The sequence below is a fragment of the Pseudomonas sp. RA_15y_Pfl2_54 genome (genome assembly GCF_963971015.1).
Lineage (GTDB): Bacteria > Pseudomonadota > Gammaproteobacteria > Pseudomonadales > Pseudomonadaceae > Aquipseudomonas > Aquipseudomonas baetica_A.
On sequence record NZ_CAXAPN010000005.1, the window covers coordinates 201,345 to 222,826 of the forward strand.

The 21,482-nt window shown below is 59.0% G+C and carries 22 protein-coding genes; 11 read left to right on the forward strand and 11 right to left on the reverse strand.

Annotated elements, in window-relative coordinates; translation table 11 throughout:
- Positions 1-37: 37 nt before the first annotated feature.
- Together AACY50_RS05810 and AACY50_RS05815 are read right to left on the reverse strand one after the other, a co-directional pair.
- The gene (locus tag AACY50_RS05810; protein ID WP_339430750.1) at positions 38-1,108 is read right to left on the reverse strand and encodes an AI-2E family transporter; all 1,071 of its coding nucleotides are present in this window, start codon (positions 1,106-1,108) and stop codon (positions 38-40) included.
- Between the two features lie 32 nt (positions 1,109-1,140).
- On the reverse strand, positions 1,141-1,380 hold the full coding sequence (locus AACY50_RS05815) for a sulfurtransferase TusA family protein (protein WP_221729408.1): 240 nt from the start codon (positions 1,378-1,380) through the stop codon (positions 1,141-1,143).
- Positions 1,381-1,479: 99 nt separating this feature from the next.
- Between AACY50_RS05815 and AACY50_RS05820 the strand changes: the two genes are divergently transcribed.
- A complete protein-coding gene (locus tag AACY50_RS05820; RefSeq protein WP_339430749.1) occupies positions 1,480-2,913 on the forward strand; it encodes a M48 family metalloprotease in 1,434 nt (477 codons plus the stop codon).
- A 78-nt stretch (positions 2,914-2,991) separates the two neighbouring features.
- Here AACY50_RS05820 and AACY50_RS05825 read toward each other — a convergent pair whose 3' ends face one another.
- A complete protein-coding gene (locus AACY50_RS05825) occupies positions 2,992-4,422 on the reverse strand; it encodes a DegQ family serine endoprotease (RefSeq protein WP_339430748.1) in 1,431 nt (476 codons plus the stop codon).
- A 34-nt stretch (positions 4,423-4,456) separates the two neighbouring features.
- On the opposite strand from AACY50_RS05825, the gene AACY50_RS05830 reads away from it, so the two are divergent.
- Positions 4,457-4,603 carry a hypothetical protein gene (locus AACY50_RS05830; protein ID WP_221729411.1) on the forward strand — a complete coding sequence of 49 codons (147 nt, stop codon included), beginning with the start codon at positions 4,457-4,459 and terminating at the stop codon, positions 4,601-4,603.
- A gap of 29 nt (positions 4,604-4,632) precedes the next feature.
- Here AACY50_RS05830 and AACY50_RS05835 read toward each other — a convergent pair whose 3' ends face one another.
- From AACY50_RS05835 to rpoE, 3 genes are read right to left on the reverse strand one after another with little or no spacing between them, the layout of a single operon-like run.
- A complete protein-coding gene (locus AACY50_RS05835; RefSeq protein ID WP_339430747.1) occupies positions 4,633-5,598 on the reverse strand; it encodes a MucB/RseB C-terminal domain-containing protein in 966 nt (321 codons plus the stop codon).
- A gap of 8 nt (positions 5,599-5,606) precedes the next feature.
- Positions 5,607-6,194 (reverse strand): sigma-E factor negative regulatory protein, encoded by a 588-nt coding sequence (locus AACY50_RS05840; RefSeq protein WP_007911408.1) that lies wholly within the window; start codon positions 6,192-6,194, stop codon positions 5,607-5,609.
- A gap of 30 nt (positions 6,195-6,224) precedes the next feature.
- Positions 6,225-6,806, reverse strand: a complete 582-nt coding sequence (gene rpoE, locus AACY50_RS05845) for an RNA polymerase sigma factor RpoE (protein ID WP_003172477.1) — start codon at positions 6,804-6,806, stop codon at positions 6,225-6,227.
- 557 nt (positions 6,807-7,363) lie between these two features.
- Between rpoE and nadB the strand changes: the two genes are divergently transcribed.
- The gene (nadB, locus tag AACY50_RS05850; RefSeq protein ID WP_339430746.1) at positions 7,364-8,980 is read left to right on the forward strand and encodes an L-aspartate oxidase; all 1,617 of its coding nucleotides are present in this window, start codon (positions 7,364-7,366) and stop codon (positions 8,978-8,980) included.
- Here nadB and AACY50_RS05855 read toward each other — a convergent pair.
- Both AACY50_RS05855 and AACY50_RS05860 read right to left on the reverse strand, forming a co-directional pair.
- On the reverse strand, positions 8,949-9,401 hold the full coding sequence (locus tag AACY50_RS05855) for a protein YgfX (RefSeq protein WP_339430745.1): 453 nt from the start codon (positions 9,399-9,401) through the stop codon (positions 8,949-8,951). The genes nadB and AACY50_RS05855 overlap by 32 nt on opposite strands.
- On the reverse strand, positions 9,385-9,639 hold the full coding sequence (locus AACY50_RS05860) for an FAD assembly factor SdhE (RefSeq protein WP_093438371.1): 255 nt from the start codon (positions 9,637-9,639) through the stop codon (positions 9,385-9,387). Before AACY50_RS05860 ends, AACY50_RS05855 begins: the two co-directional genes overlap by 17 nt.
- A 151-nt stretch (positions 9,640-9,790) precedes the next feature.
- Here AACY50_RS05860 and ygfZ point away from each other — a divergent pair, with 151 nt between their 5' ends.
- Both ygfZ and AACY50_RS05870 read left to right on the forward strand, forming a co-directional pair.
- Entirely contained in the window at positions 9,791-10,732 is a 942-nt protein-coding gene (ygfZ, locus tag AACY50_RS05865; protein ID WP_339430744.1) for a CAF17-like 4Fe-4S cluster assembly/insertion protein YgfZ, read from the forward strand.
- Between the two features lie 34 nt (positions 10,733-10,766).
- Positions 10,767-11,588 (forward strand): HDOD domain-containing protein, encoded by an 822-nt coding sequence (locus AACY50_RS05870; protein ID WP_339430743.1) that lies wholly within the window; start codon positions 10,767-10,769, stop codon positions 11,586-11,588.
- A gap of 91 nt (positions 11,589-11,679) precedes the next feature.
- Here AACY50_RS05870 and AACY50_RS05875 read toward each other — a convergent pair whose 3' ends face one another.
- Together AACY50_RS05875 and AACY50_RS05880 are read right to left on the reverse strand one after the other, a co-directional pair.
- Complete coding sequence (locus AACY50_RS05875) at positions 11,680-13,065, reverse strand: sensor histidine kinase (RefSeq protein WP_339430742.1); 1,386 nt, start codon at positions 13,063-13,065, stop codon at positions 11,680-11,682.
- Entirely contained in the window at positions 13,058-13,729 is a 672-nt protein-coding gene (locus AACY50_RS05880; RefSeq protein WP_339430741.1) for a response regulator, read from the reverse strand. Before AACY50_RS05880 ends, AACY50_RS05875 begins: the two co-directional genes overlap by 8 nt.
- A 236-nt stretch (positions 13,730-13,965) precedes the next feature.
- Between AACY50_RS05880 and AACY50_RS05885 the strand changes: the two genes are divergently transcribed.
- The 5 genes from AACY50_RS05885 to AACY50_RS05905 are packed head-to-tail and all read left to right on the forward strand — an operon-like array spanning position 13,966 to position 19,347.
- Positions 13,966-15,258, forward strand: coding sequence for an OprD family porin (locus tag AACY50_RS05885; protein WP_339464859.1), 1,293 nt, complete (start codon positions 13,966-13,968; stop codon positions 15,256-15,258).
- Between the two features lie 53 nt (positions 15,259-15,311).
- Positions 15,312-16,289 (forward strand): Bug family tripartite tricarboxylate transporter substrate binding protein, encoded by a 978-nt coding sequence (locus AACY50_RS05890; protein ID WP_339430739.1) that lies wholly within the window; start codon positions 15,312-15,314, stop codon positions 16,287-16,289.
- Positions 16,290-16,348: 59 nt separating this feature from the next.
- Positions 16,349-16,807: a tripartite tricarboxylate transporter TctB family protein gene (locus AACY50_RS05895; RefSeq protein ID WP_339430738.1), complete on the forward strand. Its 459-nt coding sequence runs from the start codon at positions 16,349-16,351 to the stop codon at positions 16,805-16,807.
- A gap of 1 nt (position 16,808) precedes the next feature.
- Positions 16,809-18,323 (forward strand): tripartite tricarboxylate transporter permease, encoded by a 1,515-nt coding sequence (locus AACY50_RS05900; RefSeq protein ID WP_339430737.1) that lies wholly within the window; start codon positions 16,809-16,811, stop codon positions 18,321-18,323.
- Positions 18,316-19,347: an AbrB family transcriptional regulator gene (locus AACY50_RS05905; RefSeq protein ID WP_339464858.1), complete on the forward strand. Its 1,032-nt coding sequence runs from the start codon at positions 18,316-18,318 to the stop codon at positions 19,345-19,347. Before AACY50_RS05900 ends, AACY50_RS05905 begins: the two co-directional genes overlap by 8 nt.
- 23 nt (positions 19,348-19,370) lie before the next feature.
- Here AACY50_RS05905 and ung read toward each other — a convergent pair whose 3' ends face one another.
- Positions 19,371-20,063 carry a uracil-DNA glycosylase gene (ung, locus tag AACY50_RS05910; RefSeq protein WP_339464857.1) on the reverse strand — a complete coding sequence of 231 codons (693 nt, stop codon included), beginning with the start codon at positions 20,061-20,063 and terminating at the stop codon, positions 19,371-19,373.
- Positions 20,064-20,195: 132 nt separating this feature from the next.
- Between ung and AACY50_RS05915 the strand changes: the two genes are divergently transcribed.
- The gene (locus AACY50_RS05915; RefSeq protein ID WP_339430735.1) at positions 20,196-21,308 is read left to right on the forward strand and encodes an enoyl-CoA hydratase/isomerase family protein; all 1,113 of its coding nucleotides are present in this window, start codon (positions 20,196-20,198) and stop codon (positions 21,306-21,308) included.
- Positions 21,309-21,482: the final 174 nt, after the last annotated feature.

A 21,482-nucleotide genomic window follows, 5' to 3' on the forward strand; every position in this document is an offset into this window, starting at 1 on the left:
TGGGCCTCAAGCCGCACCGAACAATACGGATCAGCCACTAAAGCAATGGCGCCACCGCCGGCTCCTTGCGCGGCCACGCATCCAGCACTGCCTTGAACAGCGTCGCCAGGGGAATCGCAAAGAACACGCCCCAAAACCCCCACAACCCGCCAAACAAAAGCACCGCGCAAATGATTGCCACCGGGTGCAGATTGACCGCCTCGGAAAACAGCAACGGCACCAGCACATTGCCGTCCAGTGTCTGGATGATCCCGTAAGCAGCCATCAAATAGATGAACTGATCGCTCCAGCCCCACTGGAACAACGCAATCAGCAGCACGGGCACCGTTACCACCACCGCTCCGACATACGGCACCACCACCGAAACCCCGACCAGCAAGGCCAGCAGCGCCGCATAGTTGAGGCCCAGCGCGACAAAAGCGATGTAGGTCACGCCGCCGCAAATCACAATCTCGATGACTTTGCCGCGAATGTAATTGGCGATCTGGCGGTTCATCTCCTGCGTGACACGGGTGATCAGCGCCCGTTCGCGGGGCAGATAGCCGCGTACCCACTCGCCGATCATTGCCCGATCCTTGAGAAAGAAGAACACCAGGATCGGCACCAAGACCAGGTAGATCATGATGTTCACCAACAGTGGCAAACTCGACAGCGAGAACGTCAGCGCCAACTGGCCGAATTTGCCAATCTCGCCGCGCGCCACTTCGATGGCCTGCAACACTTGCTCGTCGGACACCAGATGCGGATAGCGCTCCGGCAGCAACAAAAGCAGCGATTGCCATTTGGCAAGCATGCCCGGCAGCTCGTTGAACAGCGTGATCAACTGATGCCACAGCAGCGGCAACACCACGACGATGAAGAGCATCAAGACGCCCATGAACAGCGCAAACACCAACGCCACCGCAGCACCGCCCGGCATGCGCAGACGCTCCAGCGTGACCACCAGGCCCTGCATCAGATACGCCAGCACCATCCCCGCCAATACAGGCGCAAGCATGCCGCCGAGGGTGAGCACCGCAGTAAAGGCCAGCACCAGCAGCACCGCCAACACCACAGCCTCTTCGTCGGAGAAGTAGCGCTGAATCCAGTCGCGTAACACTTTGAACATCAATAATCCTTAGGTCTTTTACGCTGTCAGGTTCAGGCCTTTTTCAACCAGTAACGATAGACGCCCGATTCGTCTTCTTCACGCAGCAGCGTATGACCGGCCAATTTGGCAAAGGTGCGGAAATCGCGCTGCGAGCCCGCATCCGTGGCGATCACCTTGAGCACCGCACCGCTGGACAACTTGTTCAGTTCCATTTTTGCCTTGAGCAACGGCAACGGACAATTCAGGCCGCTGGCGTCCAGTTCCACATCATGGGCTACAGCGTCAGTCATTGCTTCACTCCGGATCAGGTCAGTCGAGCGGCCTAGAATATCTGGTCGCAGGCCTGGTGTCCGGCTACAGTAAGGTCTTTGTCTTCTAAGGCTTTGTGCATGACTTTTCTGCGCCCTACCCTGCTGACGCTCGCTTGCCTGCTCGCCTCACCGGGCTTTGCCGACGATCTGCCGTCACTCGGCGACGCCAGCTCTGCCATTGTCTCGCCACAACAGGAATACCAGCTCGGTCGCGCCTGGCTGGCCATGTTGCGCAGTCAGGTTTCACAACTCAACGATCCACAGCTCAAGGACTACGTCGAATCGAGCGTTTACAAGCTGGTGGAGACTAGCCAGGTTACTGACCGGCGCCTTGAATTCATCCTGATCAACAGCCCGCAGCTCAACGCTTTTGCGGCACCGGGCGGCGTGGTCGGGGTCAACGGTGGACTGTTCCTCAATGCGCAGACCGAGGGCGAATACGCGTCGGTACTGGCGCACGAACTGGCTCACTTGTCACAACGCCACTTCGCCCGCGGTGTCGAGGCGTCACAGCGGATGCAAGTGCCAATGATGGCCGCGCTGCTGGCCGGGATCGTGATTGCCGCGGCCGGTGGCGGTGACGCTGGTATTGCAACCATCGCGGGCACTCAGGCTGCTGCGATTCAGTCGCAACGGACCTTCTCCCGCCAGAACGAACAGGAAGCCGACCGTATCGGCATCCTCAATCTGGAGAAGGCCGGGTACGATCCGCGCTCGATGCCGAACATGTTCGAGCGCTTGATGCGCCAGTATCGTTTCGATGCCAAGCCACCGGAATTCCTGTTGACTCACCCGGTTACCGAATCGCGGATCGCCGACACCCGCAACCGCGCCGAACAGGCCAAGCCCGGCGGCATCGAAGACTCCATGCGCTATCAGTTGATTCGCGCCCGCGTCCAACTGATCTACGAGGGAACCCCGGGGTTGGGTGCCAAGCGCTTTCGCGCGCAACTGGACGAAAACCCGAAAAACGATGTGGCGCGCTATGGTCTGGCGATCGCGCAGATAAAGGGTGGCCAGTTGAATGAAGCCCGGGAGAACCTCAAGCAATTGCTGGCCAAGTCGCCAAACGAGATCATCTACAACCTTGCTCAGGTCGACCTGGACATCACCAACAATCGCCTGCCCGATGCACAGTCGCGGGTTGACCGCATGCTCACGCAGTATCCGGGCAACTATCCGCTGAACCAGGTTCGTGTCGACCTGCTGCTCAAACAGAATCGCGCCGCCGATGCCGAAAAGGCGCTGGAAGGCTTGCTCAAATCACGCCCGAATGATCCGGACGTCTGGTATCAGGTTGCCGAAACCCGTGGTTTGTCAGGCAATATCATCGGCCTGCACCAAGCACGCGCCGAGTACTTCGCGCTGGTCGGCGATTACCGTCAGGCGATCCAGCAGCTCGATTTTGCCAAACGCAAGGCGGGCAGCAACTTCCCGCTGTCCGCGCGCATTGACGCACGCCAACGCGAGTTGTTGGAGCAGGAACGCATGGTCAAGGACATGATGGGCTGAGTCATACCATCGATATAAAAGCTTCAGGTATAAAAAAACCGCCTCTTTCGAGGCGGTTTTTTTTAACCGTCAGCCTGCTTATTCAGCCAGTTTGAAGGTAATGAAGCTCGCGCGACCTTGACGCAGAACACGCATCGACACCGAGCGATTCTTCGGCAGCGCCTTGGCGATCTCGGCGAACTCCTTGGTGGAGCCGATGGCCTGGTTGTTCAGGTGGGTGATGACATCACCTGGTTGCAGACCGATCAACGCCGCAGGACCGTCCTGCACTTCCTTGATGACCACACCCCCTTTGAGGTCGTACGCTTTCTTCTGCTCAGCAGTCAGCTCGCCCACCGACACACCGAGGCGGTTGCTGCTCGTTTCGGTTCCGGACTTCGGCAGAACATCCAGTTCTTTGTCTTCGTCAGGAATGGCACCGACTGTCAGTTCGACATTCTTGCGCTTCCCGTCACGGATCACTTCCAGATTGGCCTTGGCCCCCGCTTTCAGTGCACCAACCAGATGCGGCAGGTCAGCGGACATGACAATCGGTTGACCATTCATGCTCAGGATCACGTCGCCCACTTGCAGACCGCCCTTGGCCGCCGGACCATCATCCTGGATCTGTGCAACCAGCGCACCGGCCGGTTTATCAAGACCAAACGACTCGGCCAGATCCTTGTTCACTTCTTGAATGACCACGCCCAGCCAGCCACGGCTGACCTTGCCACCGCTCTTCAACTGGTTCGACACATCCATTGCCACATCGATAGGGATCGCGAACGACACACCCATGAAGCCGCCGGAACGGGTGTAGATCTGCGAGTTGATCCCGACCACTTCACCGTTCAGGTTGAACAGTGGGCCACCGGAATTGCCCGGGTTGATCGGCACGTCGGTCTGAATGAACGGCACGTAGTTCTCGTTCGGCAGACTACGACCCACGGCGCTGACGATGCCTTGGGTCACCGTATGGTCAAAGCCGAAAGGCGATCCGATTGCCACCACCCATTGGCCAGCTTTCAGATCCTGGGACTTGCCAAGCTTGAGCACCGGCAGATCCTTGCCTTCGATTTTCAGCAAAGCCACGTCGGAGCGCGGATCAGTGCCGACCAGCTTGGCTTTCATTTCGCTGCGATCAGCCAGGCGTACGAGAATTTCGTCAGCATCGGCAATCACGTGGTTGTTGGTCAGGATGTAGCCATCCGGAGAGATGATGAACCCCGAACCCAGCGATTGCGCTTCACGCTGGCGTCCGCCGCCAGGCGAACGCTGCTGAGGCGGCATCCCGCGTTCGAAGAACTCGCGCAGCATCGGTGGCAGGCCTTCGAGATCGGGCATCTGCTGGTTCACTTTGCGATCCGGCAATTTCTGCGTGGTACTGATGTTCACCACTGCCGGCGAAGCTTGTTCGACCAGTTGCGTAAAGTCAGGCAGATCGGCTGCTTGCGCAGCAGGTACGGCCTGACCGAGCAACAGCACGGTGGCGAAAATGGAGAGATAAGACTTCAAGCTAGGTATCGACATACAGCTCCCGTTACGACGAGCAGGTTTAAGCGATATGGAACAAGGAACACCGGAAACCACACACCGGTATTTTTCTTCCAGGAAAAACAAACAAGGCCAGAGCCGTGAGGCTCTGACCTATAAAAAATTTCCGGGTGATTTGCAAATGAAAATGCTCAACAAACATTTCATCTCCGTCTGAACGAAGAAAGGGTAATGACTGAAATCAGCTCACTGCTTGCTGGTTGCTGGGGCATCGGTATTACGCATCGAAAGCGCAATTCGTTCGGCAGTGCCGATTGGAATCTCACCCACCACGGTGACCATGATCTCGCCTTCCGGCGTGGTCAACCGACGGGATACGGCGACAGTCGGGCCCAGTTGGGTGCGAGTATCCGTAACGGTAGCGCCATTCAATGGCTCAAGGAAAACCGAGAAGCGCGCCAAGCCATCGTCATACATCAGGCTGGTGACCTGCGCCTTTGTTTCCGAATCTTTGTGCGAAGCGCTGCTGGTCAGTTCGAAGCCCGGGGGCAACCACACTGAATGCCAGACCTGAGCCGTTTTCACGGCAGAAGCCTTGTCGCTGTCGAGCTTGACGGGCTTGCAGTCGGCGTCGGCCAGCAGGTCTTTATCAGAGGGTACATCGGCGGTATCGAGACTGGTGAACTGGAAGCGTTCGAGCAACTGCCCTTTGTCATTGAGCAACAATGACTTGAGCGCCAGCCCGGTCTGCTTGTCCAGATGCAACTCAAACCCGTAACGATGCTGGTCACGAGGCGTGAGCGATACGATCACTGCGTCTCGCCCGGCCACGCGCGATTTGCCAATGACGGCAAGGTCATACCAGTTCTTAAGCTTTTGCGGATCGAGAGAACGAGCGGCGGAGTTGGGAGTATCCCCCAGCCCGGCAATCAGGGTGCCGCTGACGCATTGAGTATGTCCATCAATGCGCACGACTTCCTGTGCAGAACCGTCGAGCTGAAGTAAACGCTCGCGAACCTGGCCATTCTGGACGCGATGCCAGATGTTATGGGTAGAAAAACTACCGTTACGCTCGTAAACGAATGTGCCTTTAAAGCTCTGCTGCTGTTCGGCCTGGCCCAGACGGGTCAACCAGTCCTGGGCCTCGTCGGCGTGGGCTGGAACAATGAACCAGCCACTGAGCAGAAGCGAGAGTAGAGGTATGGCGCGCATGATCCTCCTTAACGGTTTTCCAGGCTCGCTGCACGTGCATATGGCAGTGCGCTTTCAGTACCTTTCAGAGCTGCCTGTTGAGCGTGTTGGCGCAAGTAACCCGGCAGACGCTGATCGTGCCAGCCCGGCTGACCTTGCAGTACGCCGTTGGCCATAGGGCCAGTGGCTTCCGAACTCTCACTATAGCCTGCCAGAACAGCCGGGCCTTTTACTTGTGGAGTGGCCAGGGTTGGCTGGTTCGATTGCTGTGCCAGTTCAACACCTGCAATTTCGTCCTGGTTGTAAAGACGAACACCGGCCAGAACGGCAACAGTTACCGAGGCTGCAACAGCCAGACGGCCGAGGTTGCGCCATGGGCTACGGGATACTTTGGCCGGAGCCGTTTCGTCTTCCAGTGCAGCAGACACTGCCGCAGCGATATCCAGACGTGGAAGCAGCAAATCCTTGTGCATGGCTGCCCGAGCGATCTGGTAACGAGCCCAGGTCTCACGGGTTTCAACGTCGTCCAGTGCATTGAGCACTCGACGCAATTCCAATTCGTCCGCTTCGTTATCCATCACTGCGGACAGCGATTCCTGCAGGGCTTCACGACTCATGGCGTTCCTCTCTTGGCTGTCGCCGCTGTCTCAGTTTTCCTGCAACAACGGCTGCAGGGCTTTATCGATGGCCTCCCGGGCGCGGAAAATCCGAGAGCGCACGGTACCCACCGGACACTGCATGACGCTCGCAATATCCTCGTAACTCAGACCATCGAATTCACGTAAAGTTAAAGCCGTACGCAAATCCTCTGGCAGTTGCTGAATGGTTCGATGGACGGTGCCTTCGATCTCATCCCGCAGCAGTGCACGTTCTGGTGATTCGAGATCCTTGAGGCCATGATCGCCGTCGTAGAACTCTGCATCTTCGGAACTTACATCGCTATCCGGCGGCCGGCGGCCGCGTGAAACCAGGTAATTCTTCGCCGTGTTAATGGCAATACGGTACAGCCACGTATAAAACGCACTGTCGCCGCGAAAGTTTCCAAGTGCTCGATACGCCTTGATAAAGGCTTCCTGAGCCACGTCCTGGGCTTCATGGGTGTCGTGCACAAAACGCACGATCAACCCGAGAATTTTGTGCTGATATTTCAGCACCAGCAGATCGAAAGCTCGCTTGTCGCCACGTTGAACGCGTTCGACCAGTTGCTGATCCTCTTCCTGGGTTAGCATGAACACTCCTCGATAAGCCCGGAGGAGACTTGCATAACTAAATGACCAGACTTGCAACCATAGACTCGGGCTTTTCGCAAAAGTTCTCCCCCTCCAAGCAAGTTTCCTGCGGGCTCTGTTTTGGCACGCACGAAAAACGCAGCGCGGGATAAACCGGCTGCGCGAATAATCTTGTCATCGGTTTCGCCGGCAGGAACCCAACCGCAGATTCCGCACGTAAGCCGACACTGTCCCTTGTTTCTGGCACCGTCTATTGATCTTGGGCCTTTGGCAAAAGTTCCAATTATTTATAGACGCACCCACTCCACATTGGGCAACCCCGGGAAGGAAAAGTCTGTTTCATCGTCGATACAGTCGTCTTTTCCCAAAACTCATGGAAAATCTTCCGACGAAACACACGGTTTTTTCCGTCACAGTAGTTTCACAATGCCATATAGGCCCGGCTATTGTGCCGCCCCACCCCTCTATATACTAGTGGGCTGTGTGGTTGTCTTGACTCGCCAATCCAGCTGTCTTGCGCCACCCCCGATCCGGGTCGCTTTGAGCGGAATCCTGAAATGAGCCAACAGTTTCAACACGATGTTCTGGTCATTGGCAGCGGTGCTGCCGGTTTGAGTCTTGCGCTGACCCTTCCAGGCCATTTGCGCATTGCCGTATTGAGCAAGGGCGATCTCGCCAACGGTTCGACGTTCTGGGCCCAGGGTGGCGTCGCCGCCGTACTGGACGACACCGACACTGTCGAATCCCACGTCGATGACACCCTGAACGCCGGCGGCGGTCTGTGCCATGAAGACGCCGTGCGCTTCACCGTCGAGCACAGCCGGGAAGCCATCCAGTGGCTGATCGATCAAGGCGTGCCGTTCACCCGCGACGAACAGTCCGGCACTGAAGACGGCGGCTTTGAATTCCACCTGACCCGCGAAGGCGGCCATAGTCACCGGCGCATCATCCATGCGGCCGATGCCACCGGCGCTGCGATATTCAAAACCTTGCTGACCCAAGCCAAAGAACGCTCCAACATCGAACTGCTGGAGCAGCGGGTTGCCGTCGATCTGATTACCGAACGACGCTTGGGCATGGACGGCGACCGCTGCCTGGGCGCCTACGTGTTGAACCGCGCCACAGGTGAAGTCGATACCTATGGCGCGCGTTTCGTGATTCTGGCTTCCGGCGGGGCTGCCAAGGTCTACCTCTATACCAGCAACCCTGACGGCGCCTGTGGTGATGGCATCGCCATGGCCTGGCGCTCGGGCTGCCGCGTGGCAAATCTCGAATTCAATCAGTTCCACCCCACCTGCCTGTATCACCCGCAAGCCAAAAGCTTCCTGATCACTGAAGCGTTGCGCGGCGAAGGCGCGCATTTGAAGCTGCCCAATGGCGATCGCTTCATGCACCGCTTCGACAAGCGCGCCGAACTCGCACCGCGAGACATCGTCGCACGCGCCATCGACCATGAAATGAAGCGTCTGGGTGTGGATTGTGTCTATCTCGACATCAGCCACAAGCCTGAAGCCTTTATAAAAAGTCACTTCCCGACGGTTTATGAACGCTGTCTCGGTTTCGGCATCGACATCACTCAACAACCGATCCCGGTCGTACCCGCCGCGCACTACACCTGCGGCGGAGTCATGGTCGACCAAAACGGTCGCACCGATGTACCGGGTTTGTATGCCATCGGTGAAACCAGTTTCACCGGCCTGCATGGCGCCAATCGCATGGCCAGCAACTCGCTGCTGGAATGTTTCGTCTACGCCCGCTCGGCGGCGGCAGACATTCTGGCGCAACTCGATGATGTGACAGCGCCAAGCGCCCTGCCCGCGTGGGACGCCAGCCAGGTCACTGATTCCGACGAAGACGTAATTATTGCGCACAACTGGGATGAACTGCGCCGTTTCATGTGGGACTACGTCGGTATCGTGCGCACCAACAAGCGCCTGCAACGGGCCCAGCACCGTGTGCGCCTGTTGCTGGACGAAATCGACGAGTTCTACAGCAACTATAAAGTCAGTCGCGATCTGATTGAGTTGCGAAATCTCGCCCAGGTTGCTGAGCTGATGATTTGCTCAGCCATGGAGCGCAAGGAAAGTCGCGGCCTGCATTACACCCTCGACTATCCTGACCTGCTGCCCGAAGCGCTCGACACTATTCTGGTGCCGCCCACCTACGTCGGCTGAACTTGAGTCGTACTCGCAGACGTCGGTGCAGATCCGCCGTCTGCGAGTCCCGAGGCACACAGATCGACCTGACCTGCCACTCCCCGCGCAAACGAAAGCGCAGCACCACGATCAACGGCAGCGCCAGACTGTCGGGGCGCAACTGCACGGCTTGCCAGCCTTCGACCTGATTCCACAATTGCCAGCCATCGGCATCTCGACGCAATCCACAAAATGCTTTTGGATGACTCAGCAGGATCTGCCGCGGCAATACCCAGAAACCGTGAACCAGGCAGCCGAAAGCACCGACCAGACTCGCCCAGAGAGGAATAGACAGTAGGCACAACGAGCCCAAAGCGAATGCCTGGGCCAATAGATACGCCGCCAGCAACTGCCGTGAGGCATGCCAGCGGCATTCGAACGTATTACTTGGGCTGAACACGATCCAGGATCATGCGAACCATGCGTTGCAATTCCGGATCTTCGGACTCGCTGCGCTCCATGAACCAACCGAACATGTCCTGATCCTCACACGTCAGCAGTCGCACGTACAAATCGCGATCCACCTGATTCAGGTCTGCGTAAACCTCTTTCACGAACGGCACCAGCAGCACGTCAAGTTCAAGCATGCCGCGACGGCTGTGCCAAAAGAGGCGATTGAGTTCAACTTGTTCGACCATGGGGCCCTCCTCAAATTTGGCGGCAAGTATACAGCCCCCACGCGGCTCGCACAGTCGGCTTTGGTCGGGCACCATCGATCCTTTATGAACTACCCATTTCAACAACGCCCCCTTATGATGTGCCCCAGACTTTTTTACCCTGCGAAGACCCATGGCCGATTCTGCTTTTTTCTGCACCCTGTCTCATGAAGGCGTTCTCGCGGTTCGCGGCGCGGATGCCGGAAAATTCCTGCAAGGCCAATTGACCTGCAACATCAACTACCTGAGTGACACCAAGGCCAGTCTGGGTGCGCGCTGCACACAAAAAGGCCGGATGCAGTCCAGTTTCCGCATTCTGCTCGAAGGTGACGGCGTGGTGTTGGCCATGGCCAGTGAGCTGCTGGAGCCGCAACTGGCGGATCTGAAAAAATACGCCGTGTTCTCCAAATCCAAACTGACTGATGAAAGCGCCGCTTGGGTGCGTTTCGGCCTGTCGCATGGTGACAGCGCCTTGACCAGCCTCGGTCTGGACTTGCCGGCGGAAACCGACAGCGTCGTGCGCAGTGAAGGTCTGGTCGCGATTCGCGTCTCGCCGGACCGTGCCGAACTTTGGGTGCCGGCCGATCAAGCCGATGCGATCAAAAGCAAATTGTCGGCGGTCCTGCCTGAAGGTGAACTCAATCATTGGCTGCTGGGCCAGATCCGCGCCGGTATCGGCCAGGTCATGCCGAGCACCCGCGAACTGTTCATCCCGCAGATGCTCAACCTGCAAGCAGTTGGCGGCGTAAGTTTCAAGAAGGGTTGCTACACCGGCCAGGAAATCGTCGCGCGCATGCAATACCTGGGCAAACTCAAGCGCCGCCTGTATCGCGTGAGCCTGGAGGCGGGTGAGTTGCCGGAGCCCGGCACGCAACTGTTCGCGCCGAGCCACAACAGTTCGATCGGCGAAATCGTACTGGCCGCCCACGCCGGACAAAACATTGAACTACTGGCGGTGCTGCAGGCCGAAGCTGCCGAAGCGGGCAATCTGCATCTGGGCAGCCTTGAAGGCCAGACACTGCACTTGCTCGATTTGCCCTACGAACTGGATCGCGACCGCGAAATCCAGCGCTGATCGCAGCGTTTGTGCAACACCCTAGAGAGTCTAAATGAGCGAACTGGCGGATAAGGTCCAAAAGGATTTGATTGAGGCCATCGACAACGATGACCTGGTTCTGCCCACGTTGCCGGAGGTGGCCCTGCAAATTCGCAAGGCCGCTGAAGATCCGGAAATCAGCGTCAGCGACCTGAGCAAAGTGATAGGCCGAGACACCGCGCTCTCGGCGCGCCTGATCAAAGTGGTCAACAGCCCCCTGCTGCGCGCGGCGCAGGAAGTCACCGACCTGCACACGGCCATCACCCGACTGGGCATCAACTACAGCAGCAATCTGGCGATCGGCCTGGTGATGGAGCAGATTTTCCACGCCAGTTCCGAAGTGGTGGAACAGAAAATGCGCGACGTCTGGCGCAAGAGCCTGGAAATCGCCGGGGTCAGTTATGCGCTGTGTCGCCGCTACTCCCAGCTCAAGCCCGATCAGGCGGCATTGGGCGGGTTGGTGCATCAGATCGGTGTGCTGCCGATTCTGACCTACGCCGAAGACCACTACGAACTGCTGTCGGACCCGGTCAGCCTCAACCATGTGATCGACAACATTCATCCGCTGCTCGGTGACAAACTGCTGCGCGTTTGGGAGTTCCCCGAGCGACTGGTGAAATTGCCGGGGCTTTATCAGGATTTCACACGCGATTCGGCTGAAATCGATTACGTCGATCTGGTGCAAGTGGCGAGCCTGTATTGCCACAAGGACACCGATCATCCGTTTGCACGCATTGATCCGCTCACTGTCCCGGCGTTCAGGAAGCTTGGGATCGATCCCGAGAACAAAGTGTTGTGCGCAGACCTGGAAGAGTCGCGGACGATGTTTTACTGATCTGAAACCACGCCATTGGCGAGCAAGCCCACAGGTTTACGCGCCCACTGTGCGAGCTTGCTCGCGAAGAGGCCTGCACACCCCATACAAATCACCCGGCGATAAAGCTCACCCGCACCTTCAACCCCGCCTGCTCACCATCGTGCAGGCTGATCTGCGCCAGATGCGCCCGACAAATCTCACCGACAATCGCCAAGCCCAAACCCGAGCCCGCCACCTGCTGATTACGCCGATAGAAGCGCTCGAACACCCGATCACGCTCCTCCAGCGGAATCCCCGGCCCGTCATCTTCAACCTCAAGCACCGCTGGCGCCGTGACCCGCAGAATCACATTGCCGCCCGACGGTGTATGCGCCAATGCGTTGTCCACCAGATTGCTCAGCAACTCATTGAGCAGCGTCGGTTCGCCACGCAACCACACCGGCTCATCCGCCTCCAGCGCCAGGGCGACACCGCGCGCGTGCGCCAGCGGCGCCATGGCCATGCCCAGTTCACGGGCCAATTGACTCAGATCGAGCAACTGCGCGCCGCCCTCGGCAATTGCCCGAGCGCCGTTTTCGACGCGGGCCAGCGACAGCAACTGATTAGCCAAATGGGTCAGACGATCGGTGCTTTGCGCGCAGGATTCCAGAGTGCTGCGCCACGTCTCGGGTTCACTTGATCGCAAACCCAACTCAAGCCGAGCCTTGAGCGCTGCCAATGGCGTACGCAATTCATGCGCCGCATCGGCGATGAACTGCGCCTGACGTTCAAATTGGCCGCGCAGGCGCTCGGTAAAATGGTTGAGGCTGCGTACCAGCGGACCAAACTCGTGCTGCACTTCCACCAATGGCAACGGGCGCAAGTCATCGGGCTGACGCTCCTCCACCGCCGTGCGCAACCGCTCCAATGGCCGCAACGCTGCACTGACCGCGAACCAGACCAACAGCAACGCGCCAATCGCCAACATGCCCAATCGCAGCAACGTATCGCCCGCCAGACCGCGTGCCATGCTGACGCGAGCTTCATCGGTTTCAGCGACGCGGATTTCCGCCATGCCATTCATGTTCGGCTCGCTCACCGCTTTGAGCAGGCTGACCACGCGCACGTTCTGGCCCCGGTAGGTAGCGTTGTAGAAGCGCGCCAATGCCGGATAATCGTCGGTTCTTGGCGTGCCGGGCGGCGGTCCTGGCAGGTTTTCGTAACCGGAAATCAACTTCTGATGAATGTCGTTGACCTGGTAATAGATCCGCCCGGCGCTGTCGTAGGCGAACGTATCGAGGGCCACATAAGGCACATCGGCACTGAGGGTGCCGTCACGCTGGGACAAGCCGGCAGCGATGGTTCGCGCCGAGGCCAGCAAGGTTCGGTCATAGGCAGTGTCGGCGGCGACGCGGCCATTCCAGTAAGCACTCAAGCCACTGGCAAGCATCAACACCACCAGCAATATCGCCAGATTCCACAGCAACCGCCAGCGCAAGCTGCTGGGCTTATGCATCGCGGCTTTCCAGCAGATAGCCGAGGCCACGGAAGGTTACGATCGCCACCGGTTGGCCATCGAGTTTCTTGCGCAAGCGATGCACGTAGATTTCGATCGCGTCAGGGCTGGCCTCCTCATCAAGGCCAAACACCTGCGACGCCAGTTGCTCTTTGCTCATCACCCTCCCCGGCCTTGCTATCAGTGCTTCGAGTACCGCTTGTTCGCGAGACGTCAGGCTCAGCAATTCCTCGCCGAGGGTGAAACGACGGGTGTCGAGGTCGTAGGCCAGCACACCGCAACGCTGCTGACGCTCGCCGCCGAGCACAGTGCGGCGCAACAGGGCCTTGACCCGCGCTTCCAGTTCGGTCAACTCGAAAGGTTTGGCAAGGTAGTCGTCAGCGCCAAGATTGAGGCCGTGCACGCGATCCTTCACATCACTGCGTGCGGTCAACATCAACACCGGCAAATTCTTTCCGCGCGCGCGCAATCGCGCCAGCACCTCAAACCCGTCCATGCGCGGCAGGCCGACATCGAGGATCGCCACCGCGTACTCCTCGCTGCCGAGCGCAAGGTCGGCCGCCACCCCATCGTGCAACACATCCACGGTAAGACCCGTGCTCTTGAGCGCCTGAGCAACACTTTCGGCCAGTTGCAGATGGTCTTCGACGAGCAGAACACGCATGGATTTTCACCTCATTCAGGGGTGGCCGACGCCACGCTTTGCTGCGGAGTTTACAGCCGCCTCTGCCGCTGTGAAGCCCGAAAACCGTGAAAGTCATTTGAAAGGTTAGCGAAAGGTTGGCCCGTTAGAGTCAATGCACGGACAGTCCAGACTGCCATCGCTGATGCCACACAGCGTTACGAAAAACGCCACGAAGCGTTTTCGACCAATAAGAACAATAAACGGAGTACCCCCGCATGCCGTCCTTGCAGACCAAGGCTCTCACGCCTGTTCGTCCTTCCCGTTTCAGCCATACCGCCCTTGCCAGTGCCGCCGCCCTCGCCGGTTTTTCGCCGCTGAGCCACGCCGACTTCATCGAAGACAGCAGCGCCACCTTCGAAACCCGCAACATGTATTTCAACCGCGACTTTCGCTCTGGCACCAGCGCCCAGCAATCCAAACGCGATGAATGGGCTCAGGGTTTCATGCTCAATCTGCAATCGGGTTACACCGACGGCACCGTGGGGTTCGGTGTCGATGCGCTGGGCATGCTCGGGGTCAAACTCGATTCGAGTCCGGATCGCACCGGCAGCGGCCTGCTGCCGACCCACGACGATGGGCGCGCCGCGAACGAATACTCGAAAGTCGGCCTGACCGGCAAAGTAAAGATCTCCGCCACGGAACTGAAAATCGGCAGCCTGATTCCCGAACTGCCAATCCTCAAGGCGAACGACGGGCGCATCCTGCCGCAGACCTTTGAAGGCGGCTTGCTGACGTCCAAAGAGTTCAAGAACCTGACCTTCACCGGTGGCCGTCTGGAGAAGGCCAAGGATCGCGACAGCACCGATTTCGAGGACATCGCCCTCAACAACAAGAACGGCCGCTTCGCTGGCGCCGTCGCCGGTAAGCACTTCGATTTTGGCGGCGTGGACTACAAGTTCACCGACAAGATCACTGGCAGTTACCACTTCGCCCAACTCGACGAAGTCTACAACCAGCACTTTTTCGGCCTCGTCGCCTCACGGTCGATGGGCCCGGGGACTTTTGCGACCGACCTGCGTTTTGCCCTCAGTGATGACCAAGGCGCAGCCCGTGGCGGCGAGATCGACAACCGCTCGCTCAACGGTCTGGTCAGCTATGCCTTGAGCGGCCACAAGTTCACCGCCGGTTATCAGCACATGTCCGGCGACAGTGCATTCCCCTATGTCGATGGCAGTGACCCGTACCTGGTCAACTTCGTGCAGATCAACGATTTCGCCGGCGCCGAAGAGCGCTCCTGGCAAGCACGTTACGACTATGACTTCGGCAAACTCGGCATCCCTGGCCTGAGCTTCATGACCCGCTACTTGAGCGGCGACAACATCAAACTCAAGAACGGTGATGAAGGCAAAGAGTGGGAGCGCAACACCGAAATCAAATATGTGGTGCAAAGCGGCGCCCTGAAAGACGTTGCCGTGCGCCTGCGTAATGCAACCTACCGTTCCAACTATTCTGCTCGCGATGCGGACGAAGTGCGTCTGCTGGTGAGCTATAGCGTTGCTCTTTGGTAACCGCCCTTGGGTAAGCAACACCTCGAATAACAACAATGTCCGTGGAGACTGAAATGAACTTATCACTGCGTAAAGTGGCTCTCGCCGCCAGTTGCATCCTGTTTGCCGGCCAGCTCTTGGCCGAACCGAAACGTCCGGAATGTATCGCCCCGGCTTCGCCTGGCGGTGGTTTCGACCTGACCTGCAAACTGGCGCAAAGTGCGCTGGTCAACGAGAAGCTGCTGAGCAAACCGATGCGCGTGACCTACATGCCCGGCGGTGTCGGCGCGGTCGCCTACAACGCGGTGGTCGCTCAACGTCCCGCCGACGCCGGCACCCTGGTGGCGTGGTCGAGCGGTTCGCTGCTGAACCTGGCTCAGGGCAAGTTCGGTCGTTTCGATGAAAGCAACGTGCGCTGGCTGGCAGCCGTCGGTACAAGCTACGGCGCCATCGCCGTGAAAAGCGATTCGCCCTACAAGACTCTCGACGATCTCGTTCAGGCGCTGAAGAAAGATCCGAGCAAAGTGGTCATCGGTTCCGGTGGCACCGTCGGCAGCCAGGACTGGATGCAAACAGCGCTGATCGCCAAGGCTGCCGGGATCAACCCGCGTGACCTGCGTTACGTCGCCCTCGAAGGCGGCGGCGAAATCGCCACGGCCCTGCTTGGCGGGCACATTCAGGTCGGCAGCACCGACATCTCCGACTCCATGCCGCACATCCAGAGCGGTGACATGCGTCTGCTGGCGGTGTTTGCCGACAAGCGTCTGGATCAGCCGGAAATGAAAGACATCCCGACGGCCAAAGAGCAAGGCTATGACATCGTCTGGCCGGTGGTACGCGGTTTCTACCTCGGGCCAAAAGTCAGCGATGAAGACTACGCCTGGTGGAAAGCGGCATTCGACAAACTGCTGGCCTCCGAAGACTTCGCCAAGCTGCGCGATCAGCGTGAACTGTTCCCGTTCGCCATGACCGGTCCGGAACTGGACACCTACGTGAAGAAGCAGGTCGCGGACTACAAAGTGCTGGCCAAAGAGTTCGGCCTGATTCAGTGATCGTCTCTGTCTAGCGGCTGTGGCCCCGTTCGCCCGGGGCTGCAGCACAGGAGTTCCCCATGCTTATTCAACGCATTTTCGCCTCGGTGCTGTTGCTGGCCTGCGTCGGCCTGGCACTGATGGCCTGGCCGTATCAGGCAGCCTTTTCCTACGAACCGGTTGGCCCTCGCGCCTTTCCTCTGTTGATGCTCGGTCTGATGGGCCTGGCCTTGCTGTACATGGTGTTTCGTCCAGCACCGATCAAAAGCAAAGATGACGAGCCGCCGCTGGATCGTGAAACCCTGACCAAGATCGGTATTTGCGTGATTCTGCTGCTGGTGTTCGCCGGCACCTTCGAACCCCTTGGTTTCATCATCGCCAGCATCCTGACGGGCATACCGATGGCGCGCCTGTACGGCGGCCGCTGGTTGCCAAGCATCGTGATCATCAGCCTGATGGCCGTCGGTCTTTACCTGCTGTTCGACCGTGTGATGGACGTTCCGCTGCCCCTCGGCCTGCTCGACGTTCTGGAGAACTGATATGGATACTCTTGGCTATTTGGGTCAGGGCTTTGGCGTCGCGCTGACCCCCTACAACCTGGTCACCGCGCTCTGCGGCACCTTGATCGGTACTGTCGTCGGCCTGCTGCCGGGTCTGGGCCCGATCAACGGCGTGGCCCTGCTGATCCCGATCGCATTCGCCCTCGGCCTGCCGCCGGAATCGGCGTTGATTCTGCTGGCGGCGGTTTATCTGGGCTGCGAATACGGCGGGCGAATCAGTTCGATCCTGCTGAACATTCCTGGCGAAGCCTCCACCGTAATGACCACCCTCGACGGCTACCCGATGGCCCGCAAGGGTCTGGCTGGCGTGGCGTTGTCGCTGTCGGCGTGGAGTTCGTTCATCGGCGCGCTCATCGCCACTTGCGGCATGGTGCTGTTCGCCCCGCTGCTGGCGAAATGGGCGATTGCCTTTGGTCCGGCGGAATACTTCGTGTTGATGGTCTTCGCGATTGTCTGTCTCGGCGGCATGGCCGGTGATCGACCGCTGAAAACCTTTATTGCGGCGCTGATCGGTCTGTTCCTGTCGACCGTCGGCATCGACGCCAACAGCGGCGTGTATCGCTTCACCGGTGACAACATTCACCTGACTGACGGCATTCAGTTCGTCGTGCTGGTGCTGGGCCTGTTCTCCATCAGCGAAATCCTCCTGCTGCTGGAAAAAACCCACCACGGCCAGGAAGCGGTAAAAGCCACCGGGCGCATGATGTTCAACTTCAAGGAAGCGGCGTCGGTGTTCACGGTGAACCTGCGTTGCGGCGTGCTGGGTTTCATCATGGGCGTGTTGCCGGGGGCCGGTGCGACGCTTGCCAGCGCCGTGGCCTACATGACCGAGAAGCGTCTTGCCGGCGCCACAGGCAAATTTGGTGAGGGCGATGCCCGTGGCCTCGCAGCCCCGGAAACCGCCATCGGTGGCGCGGCTTGCGGTGCCTTGGTGCCGATGCTGACCCTCGGTGTTCCAGGTTCAGGTACCACCGCGGTGATGATCGGTGCGCTATCGCTGTACAACATCACGCCGGGCCCACTGCTATTCCAGCAACAACCGGACATCGTCTGGGGTCTGATCGCCTCGTTGTTCATCGCCAACGTCATGCTGGTGGTTCTCAACATCCCGATGATCCGCGTGTTCACCCGCATCCTCGCCGTGCCGAACTGGGCACTGGTGCCGGTCATCGCCATCATCACCGGGATCGGCGTTTACGCGGTGCATGCCACCACGTTCGATCTGTTCCTGATGATCGGCATTGGTATCTTCGGTTACATCCTGCGCAAGCTGGACTTCCCGTTGTCGCCGCTGCTGCTGGGCTTCATCCTCGGCGAACTGATGGAGCAGAACCTGCGCCGCGCCCTGTCGATCTCCAACGGTGCACTGGAAATCCTCTGGTCGAGCCCGATCACCCTCGGTTGCTGGGTGTTGACGGGGATCATGCTCTTGATGCCGATCATCCGTATCTGGCGCAAACGTTCCGCTGCCCGTCGCGCCATTGCCGGTGTCTGATCGGTCGCTCAAGACCGGGTGGGGAACGCCGCTGGTCGGTCTGCTTGGCGGTTATATCGCCAGCCAGATCGGCTGGCCACTGCCGTGGATGGTCGGCTCGTTGCTGGCGATCATCCTCGTGCGCTGCTTCACTCCTTGGCAATTGAGCGAAATCCCTGGCGGGCGTAAATGCGGCCAGTGGATTGTGGGAATCGGCATCGGCCTGCACTTCACCCCGGTGGTGATGGAACAGGTGCTGAGTCATTTCGGTTTGATCTTCTTCGGGGCGCTGGTCACCAGTGTGTCGGCGGTGGTCGGTGTGTGGTTGATGCGCCGTACCGGCGAAGATCGAGCTACCGCGTTTTTTTCCAGCATGCCCGGCGGCTCGGGTGAGATGGTCAACCTCGGCGCGCGCAACGGCGCGATGCTCAGCCATGTCGCGGCGGGGCAGAGTTTGCGGGTGTTGGTGGTGGTGTTGTGTGTGCCGGCGGCGTTCAAGTATTTGCTCGGCGATGGCACGCCTGTTTCTCACGCAGGCAGCGTCGACTGGCGCTGGCTGGCGCTTCTGTTTCCGGCGGGAGCCCTGCTCGCCTGGGTCTGGGAGCGACTGCGTCAACCCAATCCCTGGCTGTTCGGGCCATTGCTGGTGAGCGCGTCGATCAGCATTGGCTGGGACTTGCACATCGGTCTGCCCGATGGCGGCAGTCAGATTGGCCAGTGGCTGATCGGCAGCGGTTTGGGCTGCCACTTCAACCGGCAATTCTTCCGGCGGGCGCCATCGTTCATGGGCCGCACGTTGATCGGCACGGTGTTGACCATGTTGATCGCCACATTGGCGGCGCTGGGCTTGAGCACACTGACCCATCTGGATCTACGCTCGCTGACCCTGGGCATGATGCCTGGCGGTATCGCTGAAATGAGTCTGACGGCGCAGACCCTGCAACTGTCGGTGCCGCTGGTGACGGCGATGCAGGTGATGCGGTTGTTGTTTGTGCTGTTTCTGGCTGAGCCGTTGTTCAAATACTGGAATCGCAATTCCGAATAATTCAGAAAGACCGGGTTGCCCCATCAAACCGGCGGCAACCGCCACTCAATCGGCGTCTCGCCGTTCTGCTCCAGAAACTTGTTGGTGCGACTGAAGTGCCCGCAACCCAAAAAGCCACGATACGCCGACAACGGTGACGGATGCACTGACGTCAGCACCAGATGCTTGGTCGCATCAATCAGCTTTTGCTTGCTCTGCGCATGGGCGCCCCACAGCATGAACACTAGGTGCGGCTGCTGCTCGCTGACCAGCTCAATGATTCGATCAGTGAAAAACTGCCAGCCCTTGTCCTTGTGCGCGTTGGCGGTGGCACGCTCCACCGTCATGGTGGTGTTAAGCATCAACACGCCTTGATCGGCCCAGCTCTGCAAGTAGCCATGGGTGGGGATGTCGATGTTCAGGTCGCGCTTCAACTCTTTATAGATGTTGACCAGCGACGGCGGTGCCGGCACACCCGGTTGCACCGAGAAGCACAGGCCATGGGCCTGGCCCGGGCCGTGATACGGGTCCTGGCCGAGGATCACCACTTTGACTTTATCCAGCGGCGTCGAATTCAGCGCGTTGAAAATCAGCGGCCCCGGCGGATAGATTTCCTTGCCGGCCGCCCGCTCCTGCTGCAGGAAGTTACGCAACTCTGCCATGTAAGGCTGGTCGAATTCGGCACGCAGTGCCTCCTTCCAGCTCGGTTCGAGTTTGATACGGTCGTCAGCAGTCATGGTCATACCCGGCAAAAACAATGGGGCGAACCCTAGGAAAGCCGACCACGCTTGTCAATTGATCTGACGCAGATCCGGCACTTTCCCCCACAGCGATCATACTGAACGCTCCAATTCCCGATCGAGGTCACGATGAATCTGCACTTCGAAGAACTCACCGGCACCGACGGCGCCCGCATCGGTATCGCCAGCCTGGATGCTGAAAAATCGCTGAACGCGTTGTCCCTGCCAATGATCAACGCCTTGAGCGACAAACTGAACGTTTGGGCCAAGGATCCGCAAATCGTCTGCGTACTGCTGCGCGGCAACGGCGCCAAGGCCTTCTGCGCCGGCGGCGAAGTGCGCAGCCTGGTGGAAGCCTGTCGCGCCCATCCCGGCGAAGTGCCGCCGCTGGCCGCGCAGTTCTTCAGCGCGGAATATCGCCTGGATTACAGCCTGCACACTTATCCAAAACCGCTGATCTGCTGGGGCCACGGCTACGTGCTGGGCGGCGGCATGGGCTTGTTGCAAGGCGCCAGCACGCGGATCGTCACCCCGAGCAGCCGCTTGGCGATGCCGGAAATCACCATTGGTCTGTATCCGGATGTGGGTGCCAGTTGGTTTCTCTCAAGGCTGCCGGGCAAGCTCGGCTTGTTTCTCGGCCTGACCGGCGCGCACCTGAACGGGCGCGATGCGATTGATCTGGGCTTGGCCGACCGTTTTATGCTCGACGAACAACAACCGGAACTGATCGAAGGCCTGCTGCAATTGAACTGGCAGGAACAGACCGACATGCAACTCAACAGCCTGCTCAAAGCGTTGCAGCAGGAAGCCGTTGGCCAATTGCCAGAGGCGCAGTGGTTGCCGCGTCGTCAGCAAATCGACGATCTGCTCGACGTCAGCGACGTCACCTGTGCGTGGAAAGCCATCAGCCTGCAACGTGACAGCAGCGACCCGTTACTCGCCCGCGCTGCCAAGACCCTGAGCGAAGGCTCGCCGGTGACCGCTCATCTGGTCTGGGAACAGATCATCCGCGCCCGTTATATGTCACTCGCCGAAGTCTTTCAGATGGAATACACCCTGAGCCTCAATTGCTGCCGGCATCCTGAGTTCAGTGAAGGGGTCCGCGCACGGTTGATCGACAAGGATCAGAAGCCGCACTGGCATTGGCCGGACGTCAATCACGTGCCGGATGCAGTGGTCGAGGCGCACTTTCACAAGGTTTGGGAGGGCCGACATCCGTTGGCGGATCTGACGCAGTATTGAAGTACTGATTGCCCGCGATGGTCACCTTTGTCTTCGATCGCGGGCACTGGACGAGCCCCATGAAAGACAGGACACCGTTTCCCCCTTACGATAAGGGATAGGCAAACGGTTATGTTTATGACTAATAGCAACGACAAGAGTGGGGAGCTTTTGGGTCAGGAGCGGCGGCGCCGC